The sequence below is a fragment of the Hirschia litorea genome, assembly GCF_042665075.1.
In the GTDB taxonomy this organism is placed as follows: Bacteria; Pseudomonadota; Alphaproteobacteria; order Caulobacterales; family Hyphomonadaceae; genus Hirschia; species Hirschia litorea.
The window spans coordinates 105,575-126,684 of sequence record NZ_JBHTBR010000005.1; the positions used below are offsets into that span (position 1 = coordinate 105,575).

The 21,110-nt window shown below is 47.5% G+C and carries 21 protein-coding genes; 11 read left to right on the forward strand and 10 right to left on the reverse strand.

Annotation, left to right across the window (positions count from 1 at the left end):
* Nucleotides 1-297, forward strand: coding sequence for a hypothetical protein (locus ACFQS8_RS09235; RefSeq protein ID WP_382167033.1), 297 nt, complete (start codon nucleotides 1-3; stop codon nucleotides 295-297).
* Nucleotides 298-323: 26 nt separating this feature from the next.
* On the opposite strand, the gene ACFQS8_RS09240 is transcribed toward ACFQS8_RS09235, so the two are convergent.
* The 5 genes from ACFQS8_RS09240 to ACFQS8_RS09260 are packed head-to-tail and all read right to left on the reverse strand — an operon-like array spanning nucleotide 324 to nucleotide 6,773.
* A complete protein-coding gene (locus ACFQS8_RS09240; RefSeq protein ID WP_382167034.1) occupies nucleotides 324-3,926 on the reverse strand; it encodes a tetratricopeptide repeat protein in 3,603 nt (1,200 codons plus the stop codon).
* The gene (locus tag ACFQS8_RS09245) at nucleotides 3,901-4,632 is read right to left on the reverse strand and encodes a MotE family protein (RefSeq protein WP_382167035.1); all 732 of its coding nucleotides are present in this window, start codon (nucleotides 4,630-4,632) and stop codon (nucleotides 3,901-3,903) included. Before ACFQS8_RS09245 ends, ACFQS8_RS09240 begins: the two co-directional genes overlap by 26 nt.
* A gap of 12 nt (nucleotides 4,633-4,644) precedes the next feature.
* Nucleotides 4,645-4,962, reverse strand: a complete 318-nt coding sequence (locus tag ACFQS8_RS09250; protein ID WP_382167036.1) for a DUF6468 domain-containing protein — start codon at nucleotides 4,960-4,962, stop codon at nucleotides 4,645-4,647.
* The gene (gene fliM / locus ACFQS8_RS09255) at nucleotides 4,959-6,086 is read right to left on the reverse strand and encodes a flagellar motor switch protein FliM (RefSeq protein ID WP_382167037.1); all 1,128 of its coding nucleotides are present in this window, start codon (nucleotides 6,084-6,086) and stop codon (nucleotides 4,959-4,961) included. Before fliM ends, ACFQS8_RS09250 begins: the two co-directional genes overlap by 4 nt.
* Before the next feature lie 12 nt (nucleotides 6,087-6,098).
* Complete coding sequence (locus ACFQS8_RS09260; protein ID WP_382167038.1) at nucleotides 6,099-6,773, reverse strand: flagellar basal body-associated FliL family protein; 675 nt, start codon at nucleotides 6,771-6,773, stop codon at nucleotides 6,099-6,101.
* A 302-nt stretch (nucleotides 6,774-7,075) separates the two neighbouring features.
* Between ACFQS8_RS09260 and flgF the strand changes: the two genes are divergently transcribed.
* From flgF to flgH, 4 genes are read left to right on the forward strand one after another with little or no spacing between them, the layout of a single operon-like run.
* The gene (flgF, locus tag ACFQS8_RS09265; RefSeq protein ID WP_382167039.1) at nucleotides 7,076-7,843 is read left to right on the forward strand and encodes a flagellar basal-body rod protein FlgF; all 768 of its coding nucleotides are present in this window, start codon (nucleotides 7,076-7,078) and stop codon (nucleotides 7,841-7,843) included.
* A 58-nt stretch (nucleotides 7,844-7,901) separates the two neighbouring features.
* On the forward strand, nucleotides 7,902-8,687 hold the full coding sequence (gene flgG, locus ACFQS8_RS09270) for a flagellar basal-body rod protein FlgG (RefSeq protein ID WP_382167040.1): 786 nt from the start codon (nucleotides 7,902-7,904) through the stop codon (nucleotides 8,685-8,687).
* 23 nt (nucleotides 8,688-8,710) lie between these two features.
* On the forward strand, nucleotides 8,711-9,460 hold the full coding sequence (flgA, locus tag ACFQS8_RS09275; protein ID WP_382167041.1) for a flagellar basal body P-ring formation chaperone FlgA: 750 nt from the start codon (nucleotides 8,711-8,713) through the stop codon (nucleotides 9,458-9,460).
* A 35-nt stretch (nucleotides 9,461-9,495) separates the two neighbouring features.
* Complete coding sequence (gene flgH / locus ACFQS8_RS09280) at nucleotides 9,496-10,245, forward strand: flagellar basal body L-ring protein FlgH (RefSeq protein ID WP_382167042.1); 750 nt, start codon at nucleotides 9,496-9,498, stop codon at nucleotides 10,243-10,245.
* 81 nt (nucleotides 10,246-10,326) lie between these two features.
* Here flgH and dksA read toward each other — a convergent pair whose 3' ends face one another.
* Both dksA and ACFQS8_RS09290 read right to left on the reverse strand, forming a co-directional pair.
* Nucleotides 10,327-10,740 (reverse strand): RNA polymerase-binding protein DksA, encoded by a 414-nt coding sequence (gene dksA / locus ACFQS8_RS09285; RefSeq protein WP_382167043.1) that lies wholly within the window; start codon nucleotides 10,738-10,740, stop codon nucleotides 10,327-10,329.
* A gap of 136 nt (nucleotides 10,741-10,876) precedes the next feature.
* On the reverse strand, nucleotides 10,877-11,326 hold the full coding sequence (locus ACFQS8_RS09290; protein WP_382167044.1) for a flagellar assembly protein FliX: 450 nt from the start codon (nucleotides 11,324-11,326) through the stop codon (nucleotides 10,877-10,879).
* 209 nt (nucleotides 11,327-11,535) lie between these two features.
* On the opposite strand from ACFQS8_RS09290, the gene ACFQS8_RS09295 reads away from it, so the two are divergent.
* From ACFQS8_RS09295 to ACFQS8_RS09305, 3 genes are read left to right on the forward strand one after another with little or no spacing between them, the layout of a single operon-like run.
* Nucleotides 11,536-12,645 carry a flagellar basal body P-ring protein FlgI gene (locus ACFQS8_RS09295; protein ID WP_382167045.1) on the forward strand — a complete coding sequence of 370 codons (1,110 nt, stop codon included), beginning with the start codon at nucleotides 11,536-11,538 and terminating at the stop codon, nucleotides 12,643-12,645.
* A 2-nt stretch (nucleotides 12,646-12,647) separates the two neighbouring features.
* Nucleotides 12,648-12,974 carry a rod-binding protein gene (locus ACFQS8_RS09300; protein WP_382167046.1) on the forward strand — a complete coding sequence of 109 codons (327 nt, stop codon included), beginning with the start codon at nucleotides 12,648-12,650 and terminating at the stop codon, nucleotides 12,972-12,974.
* 2 nt (nucleotides 12,975-12,976) lie between these two features.
* Entirely contained in the window at nucleotides 12,977-13,429 is a 453-nt protein-coding gene (locus tag ACFQS8_RS09305) for a flagellar basal-body protein FlbY (protein ID WP_382167047.1), read from the forward strand.
* A 37-nt stretch (nucleotides 13,430-13,466) separates the two neighbouring features.
* Here the strand turns inward: ACFQS8_RS09305 and ACFQS8_RS09310 are convergent, their stop codons facing one another.
* From ACFQS8_RS09310 to trmD, 3 genes are all read right to left on the reverse strand, one after another.
* Nucleotides 13,467-15,083, reverse strand: a complete 1,617-nt coding sequence (locus ACFQS8_RS09310; RefSeq protein WP_382167048.1) for an AbgT family transporter — start codon at nucleotides 15,081-15,083, stop codon at nucleotides 13,467-13,469.
* Nucleotides 15,084-15,242: 159 nt separating this feature from the next.
* Nucleotides 15,243-15,644 carry a 50S ribosomal protein L19 gene (gene rplS / locus ACFQS8_RS09315; protein WP_382167049.1) on the reverse strand — a complete coding sequence of 134 codons (402 nt, stop codon included), beginning with the start codon at nucleotides 15,642-15,644 and terminating at the stop codon, nucleotides 15,243-15,245.
* Between the two features lie 11 nt (nucleotides 15,645-15,655).
* The gene (trmD, locus tag ACFQS8_RS09320; RefSeq protein ID WP_382167051.1) at nucleotides 15,656-16,372 is read right to left on the reverse strand and encodes a tRNA (guanosine(37)-N1)-methyltransferase TrmD; all 717 of its coding nucleotides are present in this window, start codon (nucleotides 16,370-16,372) and stop codon (nucleotides 15,656-15,658) included.
* Nucleotides 16,373-16,713: 341 nt separating this feature from the next.
* Here trmD and ACFQS8_RS09325 point away from each other — a divergent pair, with 341 nt between their 5' ends.
* The 3 genes from ACFQS8_RS09325 to ACFQS8_RS09335 all read left to right on the forward strand — a co-directional run bounded on the left by ACFQS8_RS09325 (nucleotide 16,714) and on the right by ACFQS8_RS09335 (nucleotide 21,109).
* Nucleotides 16,714-18,486, forward strand: coding sequence for a toll/interleukin-1 receptor domain-containing protein (locus tag ACFQS8_RS09325; protein WP_382167053.1), 1,773 nt, complete (start codon nucleotides 16,714-16,716; stop codon nucleotides 18,484-18,486).
* Nucleotides 18,487-18,639: 153 nt separating this feature from the next.
* Nucleotides 18,640-19,395 carry a glycosyltransferase family 2 protein gene (locus tag ACFQS8_RS09330; RefSeq protein ID WP_382167054.1) on the forward strand — a complete coding sequence of 252 codons (756 nt, stop codon included), beginning with the start codon at nucleotides 18,640-18,642 and terminating at the stop codon, nucleotides 19,393-19,395.
* Nucleotides 19,396-19,408: 13 nt separating this feature from the next.
* On the forward strand, nucleotides 19,409-21,109 hold the full coding sequence (locus ACFQS8_RS09335; protein WP_382167055.1) for a hypothetical protein: 1,701 nt from the start codon (nucleotides 19,409-19,411) through the stop codon (nucleotides 21,107-21,109).
* Nucleotide 21,110: the final 1 nt, after the last annotated feature.

The window sequence follows — 21,110 nt, forward strand, 5'->3', positions numbered from 1 at the left end:
ATGAAAAATCGTTCAAAAACAAAGCCACTTGATGCCCAGCAAATTGACGAGAAAAATAGGCAGCGCGGCTATGACGAGGTTACGCCAGAAGATGCTGTCCAAGTAGATCGCGGTGTATTTCGTGACGATGGTCAACCAAAACCAAGCTCACCCTATGCCCGAAAAATGGAGCGCTCAGACAAAAGTGTCAAAACTCCAGATGATGAACGCCACCCAAATACACCAGACACTGTAGAAGAAAATGTCTACGATGACATTAAAGCAAAGTTCCATCCTGCGTTACTGTCAACAGATTAGGCTTACACACTAACCATGCTCATGACTTATGATGGCGGCGTGTCGTCTTCGCCATTAAAGCGCTGTTTCAAGCTCGCCGCGAAGGCATCTACACGCGGCGCGTCTGCCATTCGACGCACAGCTTCCGATAACGCAGCTCCAGTTATGTCTGTCTGAGATGTGATCAGATTAAAGCTCTGCTCATTTGCTGTATCTTTGAACAGATGCGCATAGCCAGTGTGTAGTTTATCGAGCAGCCCCAAATTTTTTGCAAGTCGACCAGCTATTGCAGCCTTTAAGGCAAGGTCCATGTGAGATTTATCGGCCTCTTCAGCGACCGGCAGCATAGTTGCCAATTGTTCTGCTGCTTCAGGCCACTTTTCGCCTTTCCAATACGCATCTGCACGAATGGAAGCTGCCTCCAACCCCTCAAGGCCCTCAAGCAATTCAATTGCGTGGTCTGAACGCCCCATGTCACGGTATGCGCCAGCCTCCAGCAATCGACGCTGCAACGCCAATTCTCGTGGCAAACGTGGTTGACGAGAAGATGCAATTGCAGCCAGCGCACGATCTGGTTGTCGGTCCATCAAGTAAATAGAAGCAAGGTCAACAGCAATCACAGCTTTACCTTGCCCTCGCACACGATTGTCTACTTGGTGCTGCAATAGTTCTGTCGCCGGATCTAAGAGATCAAATGCGACCAACCGACGAGCCAATTTCCGGATCATACGATCCCCGTCTTCACCAATCGGTGTTAAATCCTTAAACTCGTAAAATAGCGCCAAGGCTTGTATCGGATCTAAGCGTTCAGCTTCACCGTCAAGGTACAATTTTCTAAAAAACTCAACTAAGCGAATACGTAATTCACGCGCACCTGGTTCATCGGGATTCCTCAGTGCAGCAGATTGAGTCAGCAACAAAGCTTCACGGAACCTGCCCAGACTCATATACTGATCAGCAAGGATGCCGACAGTTGCCATCTCAGTAGCATCCCCCCTCCAGCGATACCGCAGAGTATCCAACTGATCTGCAGCTTCCGAAGGTGTAATTTTTCCAAGCTTGGCACCTAGATCTAGTCGGTGCAGTTCGGCACGCACTGCAACAGGCTCACTCGCGTCGTTCGTCAGCGTAATATATTGATTATACGCCTTTTCTGTCTCACCTACAGCTTCATCTATTCGCCCAAGAAGCAAAGATGCACTTTCCGCAGCTTCACGATAACTTGTTCCTGCCGCTCGCCCAGCTAGTTGGCGTGCACGATCCAGCTCATTTGCTTTCAATGCTGCTTCAGCGGCAGTCGTATAAAACTCCGCTGCCCAACGGCCCGTATAGGCAAATATAAGCTCTTCAGCTTGTCTAAAAAAGTCATTTGAACGTTCCCACTGCCCCATCTTGGCGGCGGCATAACCGCGCCATAAAAGTGCTGATTTATCAGTCCTCAACGGTCCTTTAGACAAGTCTTCTTCGGCCAGTTTGTAGCGCTTCATCATCACTAAACCAGCACCGCGCAATCCAAGGAATTCAGCCTCTTGCTCGAGTAAAGGGCGACCATCCAGTGCGGTTCCCAAAACTCCCAAAGCTTCAGCGCCAAAATCATGACCAATGTAGAAACGCGCTAAATCAGTCAACACATCCGCACCCGCTTTGGAGGAAGGGTCTCGAGCCGTTGCAGCGCGCGTTAATTCACTTTTCCGAGCGAAGAAATAATTACCTTCTAGTCCGCCCCATGCATCAAAATCTATAAAAGCCGGTGTAGGTGTATCAGAGCTCATTTTTGCATAGGAACCTGAGGCGCTGCCAACTCCGTCGGACATAGCCATTCCACGCGAGGATGTAACGACAACACGTTCACCATGCAATTTAACCGATACATCATCAGCTAACGGAATTACAACCAAACCATGCGCTGTAGATGGCATTTCAGCTTCAACGAAGCTGCGCGGGGTGGTAGATGCTGAAGTGGGTCCAAAAGCGACCACAGCAGCGATCTCATCGCCTACTATTGGGTCTGTGAACCAGACAACACCGGCGGCACCAATCAGAGGTGTTTCGATACTGGAGCGACCTGTTTCAGAGGTTTCTCTTACGGGTTTTAAAAAACGCTCGGGTTGGACGGCGGCTGGCGCGAATGTGATAGTCCATGCAGTGCCTTCCGATTGTGCGGAGGCGACCATTCCTTCTGGCGCTTCTACCCGCATTAAGACCACATCTTTTTGACGAATAACCTCAATATTATAGCGAGATGGAACTTGGTCTGGATCAATTTCTATTTCGGAATCAACGGCAAAAACGATCCAACTTGCAGGCGGTCGATTAAACACAGAAACGGGTGCCGGGGCCTGCCAAGGCACTGTTATTGCTAGACCATTTGGAAGAGATTCAATTTCTGCCTTAACCGTTTTTGATATTGGTGCTGGCTCTGCCCAGTCCCCTCTAAAGAACGTTTCCCTAGGACCACGCGTGTGGGATTCCTCATCGGAATCAACCTTTACTTGAGACACGTTATTGGGCTCAAAAGTAGTCGTTTGTTTAACGTCTCTAGAAAGCCCCATAGCTTCAGATGAAGATCCAAATACAGCTGCTTCAGGCTCTTTATTGACTTCGGGAAGCGCCAATTTCATCGGACTAGGCTTCGGTGCTGGTGCACTAATTACTGTTTTTTGCGCATCCTGCTGGGGTGCTGCTACCTCTGTGTGATGCGTCTGCCTTACCTCTTCTTTAGCTTCGTCTTCCGCTTGCGCAGCAGCTGCTAGTATCGCGTCACGCTTTTGCTTCTCTGCTTTGGCTTCATTGATTGCATCACGCGATGCCAAATCAACAACCACTACATTTTCTTCTTTATAGACGTTGGGCGTAACATCACTTGCGAGGTGCAAATTGAACAACATGCCAAGATCATCATTGCTAAAATCAGCATGAGTCATTTCGGCAGGAGGCTCAATATTCAAATGCGCGATATCTGGTTTAGCCCGGTGATCGAACTTCACAGAATAAGTATCACCTGATTTTTCAGCCGAAAATGCAACATCCTTTGGCCAATAAAAGGCAATTCGTGTGCGTCCCGCCGCTTCTGATGCGCGCACAGTTAGCTCATCTATAAATTCTACTGGCGGAGGTATTTCTGCAATCTTTGCAGCAATCGCCTGCGCTTTACGCTTTTCAACTAATGGCGAAATAACATCAGCAGGATCACTATTATTATCTTCTGGCAGAATATCCACAGACACTAAATCTATAGACTTTGATAAATGTAATCTTGCGTCCTGCTTTTTTAGTGCAATCCGCGCTGTTTTCCCATCAGCATCCATTCGCGCGAGTGCGACCCAGTTGGACAAATTTTCGCGTACCGGCGTCATGTCTAGCACAACAGGTTCAGAGAATTTTAAAACAAGTACACGACTTTGAATGCTTGCATCAATTTGGGGTGCGGTTTCATCCCCATCCGACCATTTTGCAACAAGACGCGCATACCCTCCTTTGTCATCCGCAGTCAGTGACACGACTCGTTGCGCCAAGGCCTGTTGGGTCAAAACCATAGGCACAGCTGTCGCCAAAAGCGCTAGTTTCAGTGCTTTGGTATTGAGTATGCAGGAGAATATGGTGCGGATTTGTTTCAAAATAGACTTACCCAGCTTGCGCCAATAATTCATCAGCAGATTCAGGCAATTCTGCACGTTCGGCCAATAATCGCGTAAGGTGTTCTGCGCGCTTTGAAGACATGGAGGACATGATGGCACCCAACTGCGCGTATTTCATCCGTTGAGACACTTCAAGCAAGACATCATCACTGAGCGTTTCAAAGATACGTGCGGCATCTTTGGGCTTCATGCTTTGATATACACTCACTAGCCCTTCGAGACGTTCATCACGTTTTTGATCCATCGACGCCAATAGTGTCTGCACACTCGCTTCTAAGTTTTTTAGCTCTGCGATTTGTTCATCAAGACGCGCTTCGGCAGCAGCGGCTAATTGTTCACGCGTGTCTAGTTGTTCTGCCCGATCATCCAATTCCATGCGGCGGTCTGCGAGAGAACGTAGAACTTGTATTTCGTATTGGGATAATCCTGTTTCAGCGGAAAAATCTGGCACAGCCATACACGCGCTATCGCTTGAGTCTTCCACATCGGAAAAATCAACTTCTGTCATGGAATCATGATCAGAATTTGAATCATGCAAACCTTCATCATCCTGAATATCGGGCATATCATACCCATCATTTTCAGCATGTTCGGGTGCCTCAGCGTGTTCAGGCTCTTTAGCATCGGTAGCCGCTTCAGCGATGTTGACAGCTTTAAAGGCCAAAGACCCAACTGAAACAGCTATCAAAGCTGGCATAAGACGAATAGTTTTAGCCATAATCCCAGCCTCCTAATATGTATTACGGCGACGCAAACCTGCATCGCCATGTTGTACAGAACTTTCTTGACCACGCTTATGAAGTGCGCGCGCCTCATCAATCTGAGTTTGTAATTTAGATCCAATTTCAGTTGATGATGTTTTAAGGTCTGCAATGGTTTCTTGTGCTTGGTTGATCGTCAACGCCAGCTCTTTAGTGGCCTCAAGCATGGTATCACGCCCCGATTTTATCGCCTTCAAGCGATGATCAAGCCGCCAAAAATACGCAATCGCTATAAGCAATAAGACGATTAAAAAAATATCTACGATCATAGATGGTGAGATGGTCATATTTTACTCTCCACGAGACGTTTCTTTGCAACGCCTTCGAGCGGTGCCTCAACGCGCACTGCTACCTTTTTGCCGATACGACCAATTTGGCCTTCCGTGAGATAAATATCCCCACACCGGAGTGATACTTTAGAGTTTTGCCCAACATTCATGAGCAATGTATCTCCCACTTCCAAACTCATCATCCGCCCCAAAGGTTGCTCAAATTCATCCATTACGACCCGCACATTCGTAGGAGCAGTCCAGATTTCCGTTGCGAGGTGGCCTTCCCAAATATTGTCATTACCAAACTTCTCACCCATAAAGTTTTGAAGCAGCATTTTCCGAATGGGTTCGAGTGTGGCGTATGGCAACATCAATTCACAACGCCCGCCACGATCTTCCATATCGACGCGTAACCGCACTAGAATTGCGGCATTGGCTGGCTGCGCAATCGCTGCAAACCTTGGATTGGTTTCGATACGGTCCAAATCAAAATCAACTTCAGTCAGCGGGTTGAACGCCTTTTTAGCGTCGGCCAAAATTACCTCGACAAGACGTGTCACCAACATGCGCTCAATCGTGGTGTAAGGTCGCCCCTCAACACGCATGGCAGCCGTACCACGACGTCCACCTAGCAATACATCCACAATGGAATAAATGAGGTTGGAATCAACAGTCACTAGCCCGTAATTGTCTAGCTGGCGGGCCCTGAAGACTGCCAAAATAGCAGGCAATGGAATGGAATTAAGATAATCACCAAATCGCATACTGGCGATTGAATCTAGCGAGACCTCTACGTTATCAGAGGTAAAATTCCGCAAACTGGTTGTAAGAAGGCGCACGAGGCGGTCAAACACCACCTCCAACATGGGTAGGCGTTCATAGGATACATGCGCAGAGTTGATGATAGAGCGGATACCAGATCCCTTGCCATCATCTTCATCTTCAAGCGAGAAACCGAGTAGAGAGTCGATTTCATCCTGGTTCAAAATACGTTCTGAACCAGCTGCACTTTGCGTCATATTAGACGGATCTAGGTCTGCCTCTGCCTCATTGGCAAGTTCGGCTTCCCATGCAGCGGCCATATCTTCATCGAAGTTACTCGATTCGCCGCCATCTACATCCCAATCTTCATCTGCCATGAATCAATGCTCCTACTGCACAAGCATTTCTTCGATCAACACGGCATCCACCCGTGAAGGCGCAATGGCGATATTGATACGACGCAACAATTCCAACCGTAAACGATACCCTCCAGCTGATCCGTTCAAATCATCCACGCGCAATTCGCGCAAAAACATTTGATACTGGTCCGTAATACGTGGAAGCATTTTGGGAATATCAGCAAACATCTCTGGGTCTTCTGCTTCAAGAGTCAGTTTTAATTTCAAAAACAACTGGCGATCACCGTCTTGGCTAGCAAGGTTCACGAGCAAATCAGGCATGATGTAGTAGGATGGGTCGCCCGTGTTTCCGACTTGCAGCGTCCCTGTCTCGCGCGATGGTCCTTCGTGGCCGCCGCCCGAAGCGCTTTCAGCATGACCATCATCTTTTTTCCCATGATCATCCTTGGCCTTGCCATGATCGTCTTTAGCTTTGCCGTGATCATCTGCTTTTTCATCACCATGATCATCTTTAGCGGCATGTTCTACTGGTGCATCATCTTTGCCGCCGCCAGCAAGCATCATACCCACTGCTACACCGCCGCCCATAATTAACAAGGCGGGGATCACAAAGAACAAGACCATTGTCTTGCCTGCTAATTTTTTCTTTGCAGGCTTTTCTTCGTCGCCTGCAGCGTCTTCAGATTTTGTTGTATCTTTCGCCATGGGACCTGCTCAATACTTTTCACGCGTGAATTACTTATACTGGGCAAAATCGCCCTACTTCGTTAACGATTCATGGAGATGGGTAGTATTTGCCCACTAAAAGCGGAAAAAAATTCACAGCGACCTACTTTCTCTCAATAGGGTGTTAACCATCATGAGGGCATTTTAGAGTTTGAAAACTTATAGGTTCCGCGCAAAATAGCGCAGATCGCATGACAATTTAGCCACGCTATAGTGGTGCGAAGCGTCACTCGCAGTCTCTGAAAAAATAGCAGAGCCTCGCGTCAGGTTTGTGTGGTCCAATGGACAATTCACTCGCAATTGGTCTGTCAACGCAGGAATTACTGCGTAAACGTATGGATGTGACGGCCAACAATCTTGCCAATATGAATACGACCGGCTTCAAGGTTGAGCATCTTGTGAATCACGAAATTACCGAACGCCCTGCGCGCGCGGCTGAAAACCCACACGACATCACCTTCGCCCAAGGTTGGCAGCTACAGCGCGATATGAATACGGGAAGTTTTTCCCAGACAGGTAATCCGCTTGATATGGCGATTGATGGAAATGGCTTTTTCGAAGTTGAAGCCCCCAATGGTGACGTTTTCTATACACGCGATGGCGAATTTTCGATGAACCCTGACGGTATGCTCGTCACGCGCAATGGCTATTTGCTGCGCGGTGAAGGCGAAGTATTGGACGGCGAAACACTGCTCGCTGATGGGGTCCCTATTGCTATTGATCCTGCGGGTGGCGAGCTCGTAATAAATAAAGACGGGTCAATCATGCAAGATGGCGCGCAGATTGGTCAGTTCAAACTGAAGACATTTGAAATGCCCGCTGCACTAGAGAAGGTTGGGAACAATCTTTACGTGCGTGGAGAGCAAGAACCAATTGATGCCGATGTGAGAATTGCTCAAGGGTTTCTGGAAAGCTCCAACGTCTCTCCTATCGTGGAAATGACTCAAATGATCGAGATTTCTCGCGCGTACCAAAGCGTGGCGAAACTCATTTCAAATTCAAATGACATGCGAGAGCAAGCGATACGTAAACTCGCTCAGGTCCGCTAGTTAAAACATATAAGTTCAAGTCTGGCTTCAGCCAGCAAATGGTAAGAGGAATTAGTTCATGCGTGCACTCAGTACAGCCGCTTCAGGGATGCAAGCTCAACAGCTTAATGTTGAAGTAATCTCGAACAACATCGCCAACATGAACACGACCGGCTTTAAACGCCAACGCGCAGAATTTCAGGACCTTCTGTATACGAATGTCGAGAAAATGGGTGTGTCCTCTTCTGACGCGAACACAATTGTACCGACGGGTGTGCAAGTGGGTACCGGTGTGAAAACAGGCTCTGTGTACCGCATTATGGAACACGGCAACACACAGCAAACTGGCAACCCGTATGACCTATCCATGCAAGGTGATGGATATTTTATCGTTCAATTGCCAGACGGACGGGATGCATACACACGTGCTGGGAATTTCTCGGTCAATGGTGACGGTCAAATCGTAACAGAAGATGGCTACACAGTATCTCCAGGCATTACCGTTCCTGTAGATACGCTTAGCATCACTATCAATGCGCAAGGGACCGTATCAGCAACGACAGCTGGTGCCACTGACCCTACCGATTTAGGCGCATTAGAGCTTGCACGCTTTGTAAATCCCGCCGGCCTAGACGCTATCGGAGACAACTTGCTTCTTGAAACAGTTGCATCAGGCGCAGCTAACCGTGGTCAAGCCGGCGCAATTGGATATGGAACAATATTGCAGGGGTTTCTGGAAACCTCCAACGTCAATGCAGTGACTGAAATTTCCGCGCTTATTACCGCGCAGCGTGCATATGAAATGAATTCCAAAGTTATCACATCAACCGACGAAATGCTGCAAACAACAGCACAATTGAAATAGTGAGATAAGCGGACACATTCGGTATGCGTAATACACTTTTCCATTTGACTTTCTTGGCTGCCATGTTGGCGTGTGCGCCGCATGCGAAAGCTGATAGCGCAGATACTTCAGTATCTGTCTCTGGCCCATGGATTACGCTTGGAGACGTAGCAGAAGCATCCGGGCCATTAGCCAATGTGCGTGTTGCGCCTTCACCCGACCCTGGTCAAACAATGAAATTGGACCCTCAATTTGTTGGCAATATCGCGCGTGAAAACGGAGTGTATTTCCCCAGCAACCAGACCGATCCGATAGTTGTCTCACGCTATTCAAATGAAGCTATAGCGAAAGCAAAACGCGACGCTGCACAAGCCCTGCTTCCACCTGACAATGAGCCACCTACGCCTAAACACCTTTTAGCTTTGAATGATAATTTCTCGCGTGGAGACATTATCAGCGCCAAAGACCTCATTTGGATTGAGCCACCTAAAAATGGCCTTCGTCCAACAGGGACGCCAACACAAAAGACGGATGTGATAGGTAAGGAATTATTGCGATCTGTACGCGCGCAAACAAGCTTTCGGTTAAGCGATGTTGAAACTCCCGCTTTGATAAAAAAAGGCGATCCTGTCACGCTGACCTATATCAAAGGTGGTCTACGCCTATCAGTAGATGGAAAAGCACTGATGGATGCTGCGATGGGCGCACCCGTTCGCGTGCTGAATAATTACTCCAAACGAACAATAGACGCCATTGTATCGGGTGCGGGTGAAGCTCGCGTACTCGACCGATAAACCTGAATATTAAGCCGTTAAGAATTGAGATAAATATGAGCGAAACACACACACTCAAAACTGCTGCAACTGTAGCAATGACGGCAATGCTCGGAGCTTGTGCCACATCAGGCATATCCGACAAGATGGCCTCTCCTGAGCTTACACCTATACAAAACCCAGCTGTTGTGGCCGGACCTTATCCTGTGTCCATGCCTCAACCTGCGCCATTAGCACAAAACTATTCACAAAATTCTCTATGGCGTACAGGTGCGCGCTCTTTCTTCGACGATCAGCGTGCTGGAAATATTGGTGATATTCTAACAGTGAACATAGCCATTTCTGACCAAGCACAAGTCAACAACACGACATCCCGCAGTAAATCTGGTTCAACCAGTGCTGAGATGAACGCAATGTTTGGTCTAAATGAATTGATCGACCGCAATATTCCCGGCGGTATTGGACTATCCCCCGGAGCTGATTTTGGTTCCTCCTCTACCTCCAATGGGACAGGTACAGTTAACCGTGCAGAATCGATCAATCTCACTGTGGCTGCTGTTATTACCCAAAAATTGCCAAACGGAAATTTAGTGATCGCTGGCTCTCAAGAAGTAAAAGTCAATAACGAAGTGCGTGAGCTACTTGTCGGCGGGATTATACGTCCGCAGGATATTTCAGCCACCAATACCATTTCGCACACCCAATTGGCGCAAGCACGTATATCCTATGGAGGGCGTGGCGATTTATCTAACCTTCAGCGCGCAGGCTTTTCTCAACGCGCTGTTGAAGCGGTAAACCCGTTCTAAATTAAATATGACACCACATATTGAAAAGGCGGCTCATAGGAGCCGCCTTTTACAATTGGACAGTAAATCTGTGTGATAATTCTAATCGTCGCGAATAGTACGTTCTTTTTTCTCGTGACGTTCTTGTGCCTCAACACATAAAGTCGCCGTTGGGCGGGCAGTTAGACGCCCCAAACCAATTGGCTCGCCTGTATCTTCACAAAAACCATATTCATCAGATTCGATACGGCGAAGGGCTGCATCGATTTTAGAAACAAGTTTCCGTTGGCGGTCTCGCGTTCTTAATTGAAGCGCTCTGTCTGCTTCGTTAGATGCTCGATCTACCAAGTCTGGCAGATTGGAAGCCTCTTCCTGCATAGATTCCATAGTTTCGCGTGTACCGTCGATGATATCTTTTTTCCAAGCTTCCAGTTTCGCTTTAAAATAAGCTTTGTGGCGCTCGCACATATATTCTTCATCTGCTGACGGTGTGTAATTTTCAAGACTTACGCTCATTCGTCACACTCCTGTTCACTGCCTTTGTCTTTGCGGAATCAACCACAAAGCCTCCTTCAGGCAGGGCTCATATAGCGAACAATGTGCTGAGCTACAACACCGAATATTTCACAGCATTCACAACGCGAAGTTTAGACTAGAGCATTTCTTTTTGTTGACGTTCTAGTTTCGCTATCTCAACAGCTGTTCGCACTTCAATATGGCTCAATGCATTATCTAGACCATCATCGCCTGTAGCGTCTCTCATATCGCTCAGTGCACGGCGTAAAAGCCCCAAATGCGCCGTTGATGTTTGGCCATCTAAAACCGAGATTTGCAATCGGTCTAAAGCGTCCAACATGCGCCGACCTTTACGCATAGCTTTGTTACGTCTTTCACTGGAATTATCCAATGCTTGCAAGGCCATAATGGATTCTACACCACTTATCCCGCCAACGCTACCGCTAGCTGCATTGGGTGCAGTATGCTCGCTACTTGAAGCAGAATTTGTGCTGGAAACAAGATTTGAAAAGCCTGCAGATTTAGATGTATTCGTCTTTGATACACCTGCTGCTGGTTTAGCTGAAACTGGACGTGAAACGCGCATTATTAGGAGCTCCCGCATAGGTGGGTAGAATCCTACCAAAAGGTTAATTTCATCCTAATAGAAAATTAAAAAAAAGCGAAAATGTTAAGTGTTTGTTTTGGGTTAGGCGCGAAAATAGCCCCTAAGAATGATCTGCGTGTTGAGTTTACGTCTCCAAGAAAAGCCTTTCTTGAGCCAATAACGCGACGCATACACAAGAGGACGCAAACATGAGTCGCATTATCTGCGCCATACTATTATCCCTCTACATGGTATTCCCAATAGGGGCTGCCCATGCCGGCTCTCGCCTAAAAGATATTGTTGATATTGAAGGCGTCAGAGAGAACCAACTTATTGGATATGGTATCGTCGTGGGATTGAATGGCTCTGGTGATAGTTTACGAAACTCTCCCATGACCCGCCAAAGCCTAGAAGCGATGCTAGAACGCCTTGGTGTAAATACGCGGGATGAAACTCTCAATACTAAAAACGTAGCCGCCGTTATGGTTACTGCTAGCCTCCCTGCTTTTTCAACAGCAGGATCACGCATTGACGTTACTGTGTCAGCAATGGGCGATGCCAAAAGCCTTGAAGGCGGCACACTTCTTGTTACGCCGCTCATGGGCGCCAATGGAGAAGTATACGCCGTTGGGCAAGGTTCGGTGGCTGTCGGTGGCTTTGCTGCATCTGGAGATTCAGGCACAGCACTTGTTCGTAACGTACCGACCAATGGTCGTATTCCCAATGGGGCACTTGTGGAACTTGAAGTTCCGTTTGAGCTAAATGACCAAAACAAATTGCGCCTATCACTACGCAATCCAGACTTTACAACAGCAACACGCATTGCAGCAGTCATCAACGCCTATCTGGGCACAACAGCAGCTTTAGCCACAGACCCCGGCACAGTGTCGCTTGCTCGCCCCTTCGAATTTCCGGGCGGGATGTCAAATTTGATTGCTGAGATCGAACGACTCGAAGTTGACCCAGATCAGCCTGCCCGGATCATTATCAATGAAACAACTGGCATTATCGTGATGGGCGAAAACGTGCGTGTTTCTAAAGTTGCTATTGCACAAGGCAATCTTACAATTTCTGTATCCGAACAACCCGCCGTCTCACAACCTAATGCGTTTGGAGAAGGTGAAACAGTTGTTGTGCCTCAGACAGATATCGTCGCGAATGAAGATGTTGCAGACCTCGCGATTGTGGGTGGCAGTGTACCATTAGATGATTTGGTGAATGGCTTGAATGCGCTTGGTGTCAGCCCACGGGATATGATTTCTATCCTGCAAGCACTCAAAGCATCCGGCGCACTGCAAGCTGATATCGAGGTGATGTAACCATGACCGACTCCCTCTCCCTTCCATTTGACATAAACACACTTAAATCTGCCAATTTCCAGAAAGACTTTAAGTTCACAGAAGCGCAAACGCGTGAAAAAGCCGAGGAAATGGCCAAAGAGTTTGAGACCATGTTTCTGGCTGAAATGCTGCAACCGATCTTCAACCAGATAGAAACAGATGGCCCTTTTGGCGGCGGTCAGGCTGAAGAGGCATTTCGACCGATGCTCACGGAACAATATGCAAAATCACTCTCCAATGCTGGCGGCGTGGGGATTGCTGAATCTGTTCTGACGGAAATACTTCGTATGCAAGGACTGGAAGATTAAACATGGCAATTGCAGCACATGATGGCGCAGACCGCGCAGATCAGTTGATCGCTATTACCCAACGCCTTAGCACGCTGATAAGTGAAGAAATCGTGGCCCACCAAGAAAATCGCCTTGATGCAACTTCTCAAGATTGGGCAGAGAAAGAAAAACTCGCACACGCTTATCGTATCGAGATTGCTAATATCCGCGCTAACCCAACTTTATTGGCTGAAGCTAGCCAAGCGCAAAAAGAAGAGCTTAAAAACACAGTTGAAGCTTTTCGTGAACTTTCTGAACGCCACGCCAACGCCCTTCTAGCTTCCAAAGAGGTTACAGAAGGGCTTGTAAGAGCTCTTACAGAGGAAGTTGCGACCTCGCGTGCTGCTCCTGCTGGTTATGGACGCGCGGGCACCGTAGCACAGCCCAAGAGTAGCGCAGCACACTCAGGAATTGCTACGAACCTAAAAGTTTAACCCTCCACTCAGTTTTACTGAGCAGAGGGTAAGTATTTTAGTTTCCTGGAAGACTATATGCGATAGGCGCGGCTGGCCCCAAATCCAAACCAAGGAACACCCAGAGCACCACCAGTAATAGACCTGTGACAAGCATCCACACAGAATATGGGATCATCATCGCAGTTAGTGACCCTAGCCCAAAGTCTTTGCTCCAACGTCTGGCAAATACCAACACTAACGGGAAGTATACCATTAGCGGTGTGATGATGTTGGTTGCACCATCTCCAACGCGGTAAATCGCTGTCGCTCCTTCTGGGCTCACACCCAAAAGCATAAGCATTGGCACAAGTACCGGTGCTAAAAGCGCCCATTTGGCACTTGCTGACCCAACAAACAAATTCAACGTTGCAGATAAAAGTACGATCAATCCCATCGCGATAGGCAAAGGAAGCCCAGAAGCCTCGATACCAGCCGCACCGTGTATTGCGAAGATCAACCCTAAATTTGACCAATTGAACAAAGCCACGAAATGAGCTGCAGCGAAGGCTAGCACGAGGTAATACCCCATATCGCGCATACCCTCTGCCATCATAGACACAAGATCTCTATGGTTCTTCACAGTGCCAACAGCAGAACCATAGGCCCAACCTGCACCAAGAAAGAGGACCATAAAACCACCGACCAAAGACTTGAAGAAAGGTGCCAAACGCTGAACCGCAGCACATTGACCTTCAGCTTCAACAGCCGCAGGACACGCCGGTTCGTCAATCAAAGGCGTACCGGGACCAAAAGTCATCACGAGCCACACCCCGACAACCAGCAATAACGCTAACCCTGCACGGTTTAGCCCCTTTTTCTCATTCGATGACAATTTAGCTGATGGATCTTGCACACTCTCATCTGCTGACGCAGTATTTGAAAACGGCGTCTTAGCAAGGCGTGGTTCAATAATTTTATCTGTCACATACCAAATCACAGGTAGGTAGATGAATGTAAGTACGAAGATAAACCACCAGTTTCCTGCAACATTCATCGTCCAACTCGGATCGAGTTGCGAGCCCTCAACGGCTATTTCAGTAATCCCAAAGAGCAACACATCTAACTGCCCTGGCAAAATGTTCGCAGAAAATCCACCAGACACCCCTGCAAAAGCCGCAGCGATACCTGCTATCGGATGACGCCCCGCAGCGTGGAACATAATGCCCGCAAGTGGTATCATCACAACATAGGCCGCGTCCGCAGCGTGGTTGGCAATCATTGCTATCAAAGCAACCATCGGCGTTAGGATGACTTTCGGAGCATTGCCTAGCGCCGCACGCATAGCAGCACCAAACAGCCCCGAACGCTCAGCAACACCCGCCCCCAACATTACCACAAGAACATAACCAAGAGGATGGAAGTGAGAGAAAGTTTTTGTCATCTCAACCCAAAACTTAGCGATATTCTCGCCAGACAATAAGCTTTGAGACATAACAACGAGCGGATTACCGTCAGCATTAACCTGCGTAGGATGAAGCGCCGTCAGTCCAGCAAGCGCGCACACCACGGATATCGCAATAAGTACAAGTGCAAGATAGAAAAAAATAACAACCGGGTCAGGTAATTTATTTCCGGTTCTCTCAATCCACCCAAGAAAGCCACCTACTTTTTCGTCTTCCTGTGCTTCTGCCACTCCAGCCTCCATCTCGCCCATATTTACAATTTGTAAGGTTAGACGTGGAATCAAAAATGAAGCAACCGCATAAGTTTCGATTTCAAACAAAAAACGCCGCAATATTGAATATTGCGGCGTTTCTTAAATTCTACTTGGAAGATGCTCTTCCGAAAAAGACTATGCTTTTTCTTTTTTCTCGCGACGAACAATCCCGTGTCCAGTTGTACGCTCAACAATACGTGCACGCTTACCAGTAAGACCGCGCAAGTAGTAAAGTTTCGCACGACGTACTTTACCTTTACGTTTCACTTCAATGCTTTCAATCATTGGAGAAACAACAGGGAAAACACGCTCAACACCTTCACCAAATGAAAGTTTGCGTACTGTGAAGCTTTCTTGGATACCACCGCCTGAACGGGCGATACATACACCTTCGTAAGCCTGAACGCGTTCGCGCTCACCTTCTTTAATCTTCACGCTGACACGTAGTGTGTCACCTGCAGAAAAATCAGGAATTGTTTTGTCGCCGAGAACGCGTTGCATCTCTTCAGCTTCGAGAGTTTGAATAATGTTGGCCATCTGTAGAGCTCTTAATCTTTCGGTCGCGCGTTCGTCGCTGCGTTTAACTTGAAGGAGGCGTATAAATCTGGTCTACGAGCTTTTGTCAACGCCAAAGACTGAACTTGGCGCCATTCTTCTATCTTTTTATGGTCTCCAGACAATAAAACGTCCGGAGTCGGCCGATTTTTCCAATTTCTTGGCTTCGTATAATGAGGATGCTCAAGCAGTCCGGTCTCAAAACTTTCTTGTTCTAAGCTCTCTTCATTGCCCGCAACCCCTGGCAAAAGTCGCACACAAGCTTCAGTCATAGTTTGCGCTGCCACTTCCCCGCCCGCAAGAATAAAATCACCAATCGACACTTCTTCAATGTCGTAAGCCTCAATAACGCGCTGATCTAATCCCTCGAATCGACCACACAGAACGATAAGCCCCGGACCAGATGCTAACTGCCGCACTTTGGCTTGGTTCAAGGTCGCTCCTCGCGGTGACATATATATAAGTGGCCGGTTCTTGCGTTCTACAGACTCAATTGCAGCTGCCATGATATCGGCTCGCATCACCATACCTGCTCCGCCGCCAGCTGGGGTATCATCAACTTGGCGGTGCTTACCTTCTCCAAATTCACGTATATCAACAGTTTCACACGTCCAGATTCCTTGATCCCGCGCCCTACCAATAATGGATACATCAAGCATCCCAGGGAAAGCCTCAGGAAAAAGCGTCAAAAATGTCGTGTCAAAACTCATAAATATCTCTCGAAGAACTTGCAGCGAGCAATTTCATGCAGACAGGCCGCCCATACTCTTTGCCGTCTCCTCTTTAGACAATCAAGTGTTTCCACCCAATCATCCAATTCAGATATCGATTCAACTCACAGGGTTGTAGGTTCTCGATTTAGTTGTAAGGCCTGTTGAATATCCACAATTGATATATGATGCGCCTGTTGCAAATAGACAATATGGTTAACTTTTCTCTGACAACTACATTAAGTTATCAGCCTAAATCATTGTCTTTGCTGTGTTTGAAATATAGAGTTTTACAAAATTAGTTAATATTGATGATGTTTGTTAGGGGCTGAGGGGGTCACATGTCAGACGATCCCGAACATACACTCCGAGTATATATATGCTGCGCGCGAGCTGATCTCAGTTTCGCGACCGATCTGATGACTGGTCTAAACACTTGCGGTTTTGACGCACGCACATCCCACCAAGCCACCGATATTCCACCTTCCCCCGAAGCTCTCTCAAAAGCAGAACAAGAAGATAGAATCGCCAATTCTGATACAATCGTATTCGTTCTATCACCGGACGCCCTTCAAGAAGGCGCTGCCACTACGGAATTAGAAATGGCCTACCATATGGGTAAGCGCATCTTTCTTGCTCCAATCCGGCAAATATCTTCATCGCAAGCGCCAGATGCGATGTTGCAAATGCCTTTTGTAAGCTTTCAAGGCGACACAAGTTTTGCAGTTAGCCTGTCCCAACTTGTCTCAAAATTGAAAACTGACATTCCATGGATCAAAGAGCATACGCGTATCGCGCTTCTCGCTAACAAGTGGAATAAACACGGGCGCTCATCAACATTGCTGATGTATGGCAAGGACCTTCAACGCGCGACATCATGGGCTAGAAACATCCCGAAACATTTTCCGCCAATCACAAAACTTGAAGAAGCCTTCCTCGCAGCCAGCCAAAAAGCTTTTAATGATTCCATTGCAAGAGCCAGAAAACCAGGCCCTTCCAAGTTAAGCATGGTCGCTATTTCTGCCCTCGCAGCAATAACAATATTCATTGGTATAAAGTGGCAAGGAGCCAATCAGCTCGCAACGTCTCTCCAAAATGAAATAGACCTTATTTCAAATAAAAACTCTCACCTAGAAGATGTTCAAACTCGGCTATACTCCGATATTCGCTTAAAACTTTCTTCTGAAGAAGACAGCTTCCTAAGTGATATTCAAGGATGGTATCCACGCGCAGCAAGTCATGCCGGCTCCATCGCACGCATAACATTCCCGCCAACATCAACTAACGCGAACCAAGCACAGCAATTTACAGGCATTATCGTTGCGGGGGACCTGCTAGGCCAAGCCTATCAAGGCAAATCCTTTATTTTAACCCCCACCTTTAATCGCTCGGCGCAAGACGATTTAATTGCTTCCCATTTTGACTCTCGTCAGCAAACTCCTAAAAGCAATGCTAATTTTCATCTTGCTTCTGAGACACTCAGTGAGCGTGTTATGCTTGCCACCGTCGAGCCCGTATCAAACGATACATTTAATTTGGAACTCCCCGCTTTGCACGGCGACCCTCGCCTCTTAGCGCAAGACTCAATATGGGAGTCGCAAGTTCAAAATGGCAATCAATCTGCGTTTAGCCTACACGAAATAAGCAATACTTTACCCCAAGGTGCCCGTGCGCTTTCTTTTGGTGATCTAGATTGTCGTAAATTTTCACGCATAAAATCTCTAGACCAGAGTTTACCAGCAAATACTGAAAGTGATTTTGAACCAATCGGAATGATGGCGCTTGCTCCCGCGCAGCAGGGCTTCTCGTCAGCTAGAGGTCACGCCTCCTCTGGTTTAAAAAACACACAACCCTTTGCTACCTTGCAGATTTCAAAAATGAAATCGGAACAAAATACTAGCTATATAAGCTATAACGCCGCAACAATTCTGCCGGAAACGGGTGCTCCTATATTCAACCTGACAACAGGAAAAATAATCGCCCTACACATCGGACAATCTCAAACAGACCCAGACACATTTGAAGGCGTCTCCCTTATTAGCCTGCTAAATGAAGTTCGTGCAGACCTTTCCGTGCCGACTTCTAACTTAAACTCTGTGTGTGAGACATACTAACCGCCTATCAATCAGGCTTGGAAATACCCGCACATTCCATTTTTTGTTGAAATCAACGTAATTTGTCCAATCCGCCGCCTTCATCTTCCTCTGAAGTGTGTTAATGATTCTGGAGGCGGATATTCCTAGCCGCAAAGTAAGCTCTGGTTTGTCGTGGCGTCATCAACATTAAAACTATCCGTATTAATTCCTTTCTTTAACGAAGCTGGCAATATCGCACCTTTGTTGGAAGAAGTGCATCAGGTGCTTGACGGGATTTCATTTGAAATTATTTGCGTGAATGATGCGTCCGCAGACAGCACAGGAATTGAGCTCGCGGAAGCCCAGCTTAAATACCCCGATACCGTACAAATTCTTACCCACATTAAACGTAGCGGTAAATCTGCTGCTCTGTTTACTGGCCTAAAATCGGTTACGGGTGATTGGGTGCAGCTTCTCGATGGAGACGGGCAGAATGACCCTGCTGATACACGTCGTATCTGGGATGATATAATTCACCCCGGTGCCCCACCCAAGCTTGGTATTATTGCTGGTCGACGCACGAGCAGAAATGATAGTGGTTTTAAATGGCTTCAATCACGTATAGCCAATGGCGTGCGTCGGTTTTGCCTTAGAGATGATGCTAAAGACACCGGATGCGGCTTTAAACTCATCCGCACACAAGCCTTCAGAGACCTCCCTTATTTCGCTAGTATGCACCGTTTTTTTCCAGCTCTCATTAAACGAGCTGGTTGGGAAGTTAGAGAAGAATTCGTCAACGACCGTGAACGCTGGCATGGCGCTTCAAAATATGGTTTTTTATCCAGATTAGGCGCAGGTATTGTAGACCTATTGGGCATGATCTGGCTGGTGCGTCGCGGCGGCCAAGGGATTGCCGCTGAATGGAATGATCCACGAGCCGATAAATAAGAGTGATAGCGCCGTGGCACAGTCTTATTCCGCAGATGTAAATTTCAACACCCAGAGCAGCGATAATGATCCAGTACGATCAGCGTCGTATGGGATTTATCCCAAAGAGCGAGTTATTTATGGATGCATACTCGGCTACTGTGTTCTTCACTTTTTAATCAGACTCATAACTTCACCGGTATTGACCCTTGATGAAGCAAGCTTTGCACTTCTAGGCCAGTCTTTCCAACTCGGCTATAGCTGGGACCACCCCCCTCTTTTGACATGGTTTTTTGCTGCATTAAACGCGTCTGTAGGAATAAGTATCGCGAGTGTCGCTGCACTCAAATATATCTTATTCGCTGTTGGATTATGCGCTTATTATAAAGCAGCTTTGACCGTTTTTGAGTGGATGGACAATGAAGGCTTCTTGCACCGCAGATTGGATCTGGCAGCAGGCGCTGTAGGTGCATTAGCTCTTATTTTTACACTTGGCTGGGCTGGGCATGAAGATAAAATACCACAAATTCTAGACTTTTCCGCACTCTCTTTATTGCTTTTATGCCTCACTAAAGCACTGACAAACAAGGGTTATTTTTGGTGGGTCGCATTCGGTATCACAACAGGCATCAGTGCTTTAAGCCATTGGCAGCTTATACTTTTCCCTTTTTGCTTGATTTGCGCAGCAATGGGAATGAAGTCCCTGACGCGCCCTCACTATGATGCCAATGGTGACCGCCTGTCCCCCCCTGCGATCACGTGGATCAGGGTAGGTGTTGCCCTAGCTGCTACCCTTGTGGTGTATACTGCGCATGGCATGTGGTTGCTGCAAGATGGTGGTCCGGCGAATGCCCTCACCCTCGCTGATTTTGGCTTTGGCCCTGATATAATCTTCACGACACAAGAAGGTATAAAAAGCTTCTTGGTGGACCGCACCCTTGCTCTACGCACAAGCATATTGTCCGCTGCAAAATTCACTATGCCGTTAGGTGTTTTATTCCTGATGTTATTCTGGCCAATGTGGTTTGCCTACATCTATCCCTTTTTTCCCAAAAGAGAGGTCGAAGAAGGTCCGTTTGAACGCACTTGGCGGCGCTTATTCTCCTACACATTACGCCTATCCATTATCATTATCTGCCTGATTTCCCTTGTTACCGGCCATAGTCTCACAACCCCATGGATGCTGCCTGTCTTCATGGCTTTTCCGATATGGTTATTCTTTCAGGTTCAACGCTCTGGTCCCTATTTTATTGCCATGAAGGCCTTTGGCGTCATTGTTGGGCTTTCAGTTGTTTTAGTAATGGCTGGGCGCTTCGTGGATTGGAGCGAAGACATAATGGGCTGCGCAGAAACGCGTTGCCGCGCATACCAGCCAATTTCAGATTTTTCGACAAGCTTGACGCGCGAAGGTTTTGCAGATGGAACAATTGTCGGAAATGAGCCACACCTTACTGGCAATTTGCGCTCGACTTTTCCCGATGCACGAATGATTGACCTTCACTATCCTTTAAAAGCTTTTCCTCCCGCCACAGCAGGCAGAGGCGCTTGTCTAGTGGTCTGGCGCGAACAGGCAGCGATGCCAGCAGATCTCGTTGACTTCTTAAAAAGCGAGATACGTATTCAGGACGTCGATACGAGCCCTCAAGGAGCTATTCGCAAAAACTTGATCAATAGCCGTGAGAAGCATTCAGTCTTATATTATCGCTTCCTAAAGCCTAATAAGAACTGCAAGTAAG

Excerpts from the sequence above, each read along its gene's own strand:
- ACFQS8_RS09235 (WP_382167033.1), top strand. The coding sequence starts at position 1 with ATGAAAAATCGTTCAAAAACAAAGCCACTTGATGCCCAGCAAATTGAC.
- ACFQS8_RS09240 (WP_382167034.1), bottom strand. The coding sequence starts at position 3,926 with ATGAATTATTGGCGCAAGCTGGGTAAGTCTATTTTGAAACAAATCCGC.
- ACFQS8_RS09245 (WP_382167035.1), bottom strand. The coding sequence starts at position 4,632 with ATGGCTAAAACTATTCGTCTTATGCCAGCTTTGATAGCTGTTTCAGTT.
- ACFQS8_RS09250 (WP_382167036.1), bottom strand. The coding sequence starts at position 4,962 with ATGACCATCTCACCATCTATGATCGTAGATATTTTTTTAATCGTCTTA.
- fliM (WP_382167037.1), bottom strand. The coding sequence starts at position 6,086 with ATGGCAGATGAAGATTGGGATGTAGATGGCGGCGAATCGAGTAACTTC.
- ACFQS8_RS09260 (WP_382167038.1), bottom strand. The coding sequence starts at position 6,773 with ATGGCGAAAGATACAACAAAATCTGAAGACGCTGCAGGCGACGAAGAA.
- flgF (WP_382167039.1), top strand. The coding sequence starts at position 7,076 with ATGGACAATTCACTCGCAATTGGTCTGTCAACGCAGGAATTACTGCGT.
- flgG (WP_382167040.1), top strand. The coding sequence starts at position 7,902 with ATGCGTGCACTCAGTACAGCCGCTTCAGGGATGCAAGCTCAACAGCTT.
- flgA (WP_382167041.1), top strand. The coding sequence starts at position 8,711 with ATGCGTAATACACTTTTCCATTTGACTTTCTTGGCTGCCATGTTGGCG.
- flgH (WP_382167042.1), top strand. The coding sequence starts at position 9,496 with ATGAGCGAAACACACACACTCAAAACTGCTGCAACTGTAGCAATGACG.
- dksA (WP_382167043.1), bottom strand. The coding sequence starts at position 10,740 with ATGAGCGTAAGTCTTGAAAATTACACACCGTCAGCAGATGAAGAATAT.
- ACFQS8_RS09290 (WP_382167044.1), bottom strand. The coding sequence starts at position 11,326 with ATGCGCGTTTCACGTCCAGTTTCAGCTAAACCAGCAGCAGGTGTATCA.
- ACFQS8_RS09295 (WP_382167045.1), top strand. The coding sequence starts at position 11,536 with ATGAGTCGCATTATCTGCGCCATACTATTATCCCTCTACATGGTATTC.
- ACFQS8_RS09300 (WP_382167046.1), top strand. The coding sequence starts at position 12,648 with ATGACCGACTCCCTCTCCCTTCCATTTGACATAAACACACTTAAATCT.
- ACFQS8_RS09305 (WP_382167047.1), top strand. The coding sequence starts at position 12,977 with ATGGCAATTGCAGCACATGATGGCGCAGACCGCGCAGATCAGTTGATC.
- rplS (WP_382167049.1), bottom strand. The coding sequence starts at position 15,644 with ATGGCCAACATTATTCAAACTCTCGAAGCTGAAGAGATGCAACGCGTT.
- trmD (WP_382167051.1), bottom strand. The coding sequence starts at position 16,372 with ATGAGTTTTGACACGACATTTTTGACGCTTTTTCCTGAGGCTTTCCCT.
- ACFQS8_RS09325 (WP_382167053.1), top strand. The coding sequence starts at position 16,714 with ATGTCAGACGATCCCGAACATACACTCCGAGTATATATATGCTGCGCG.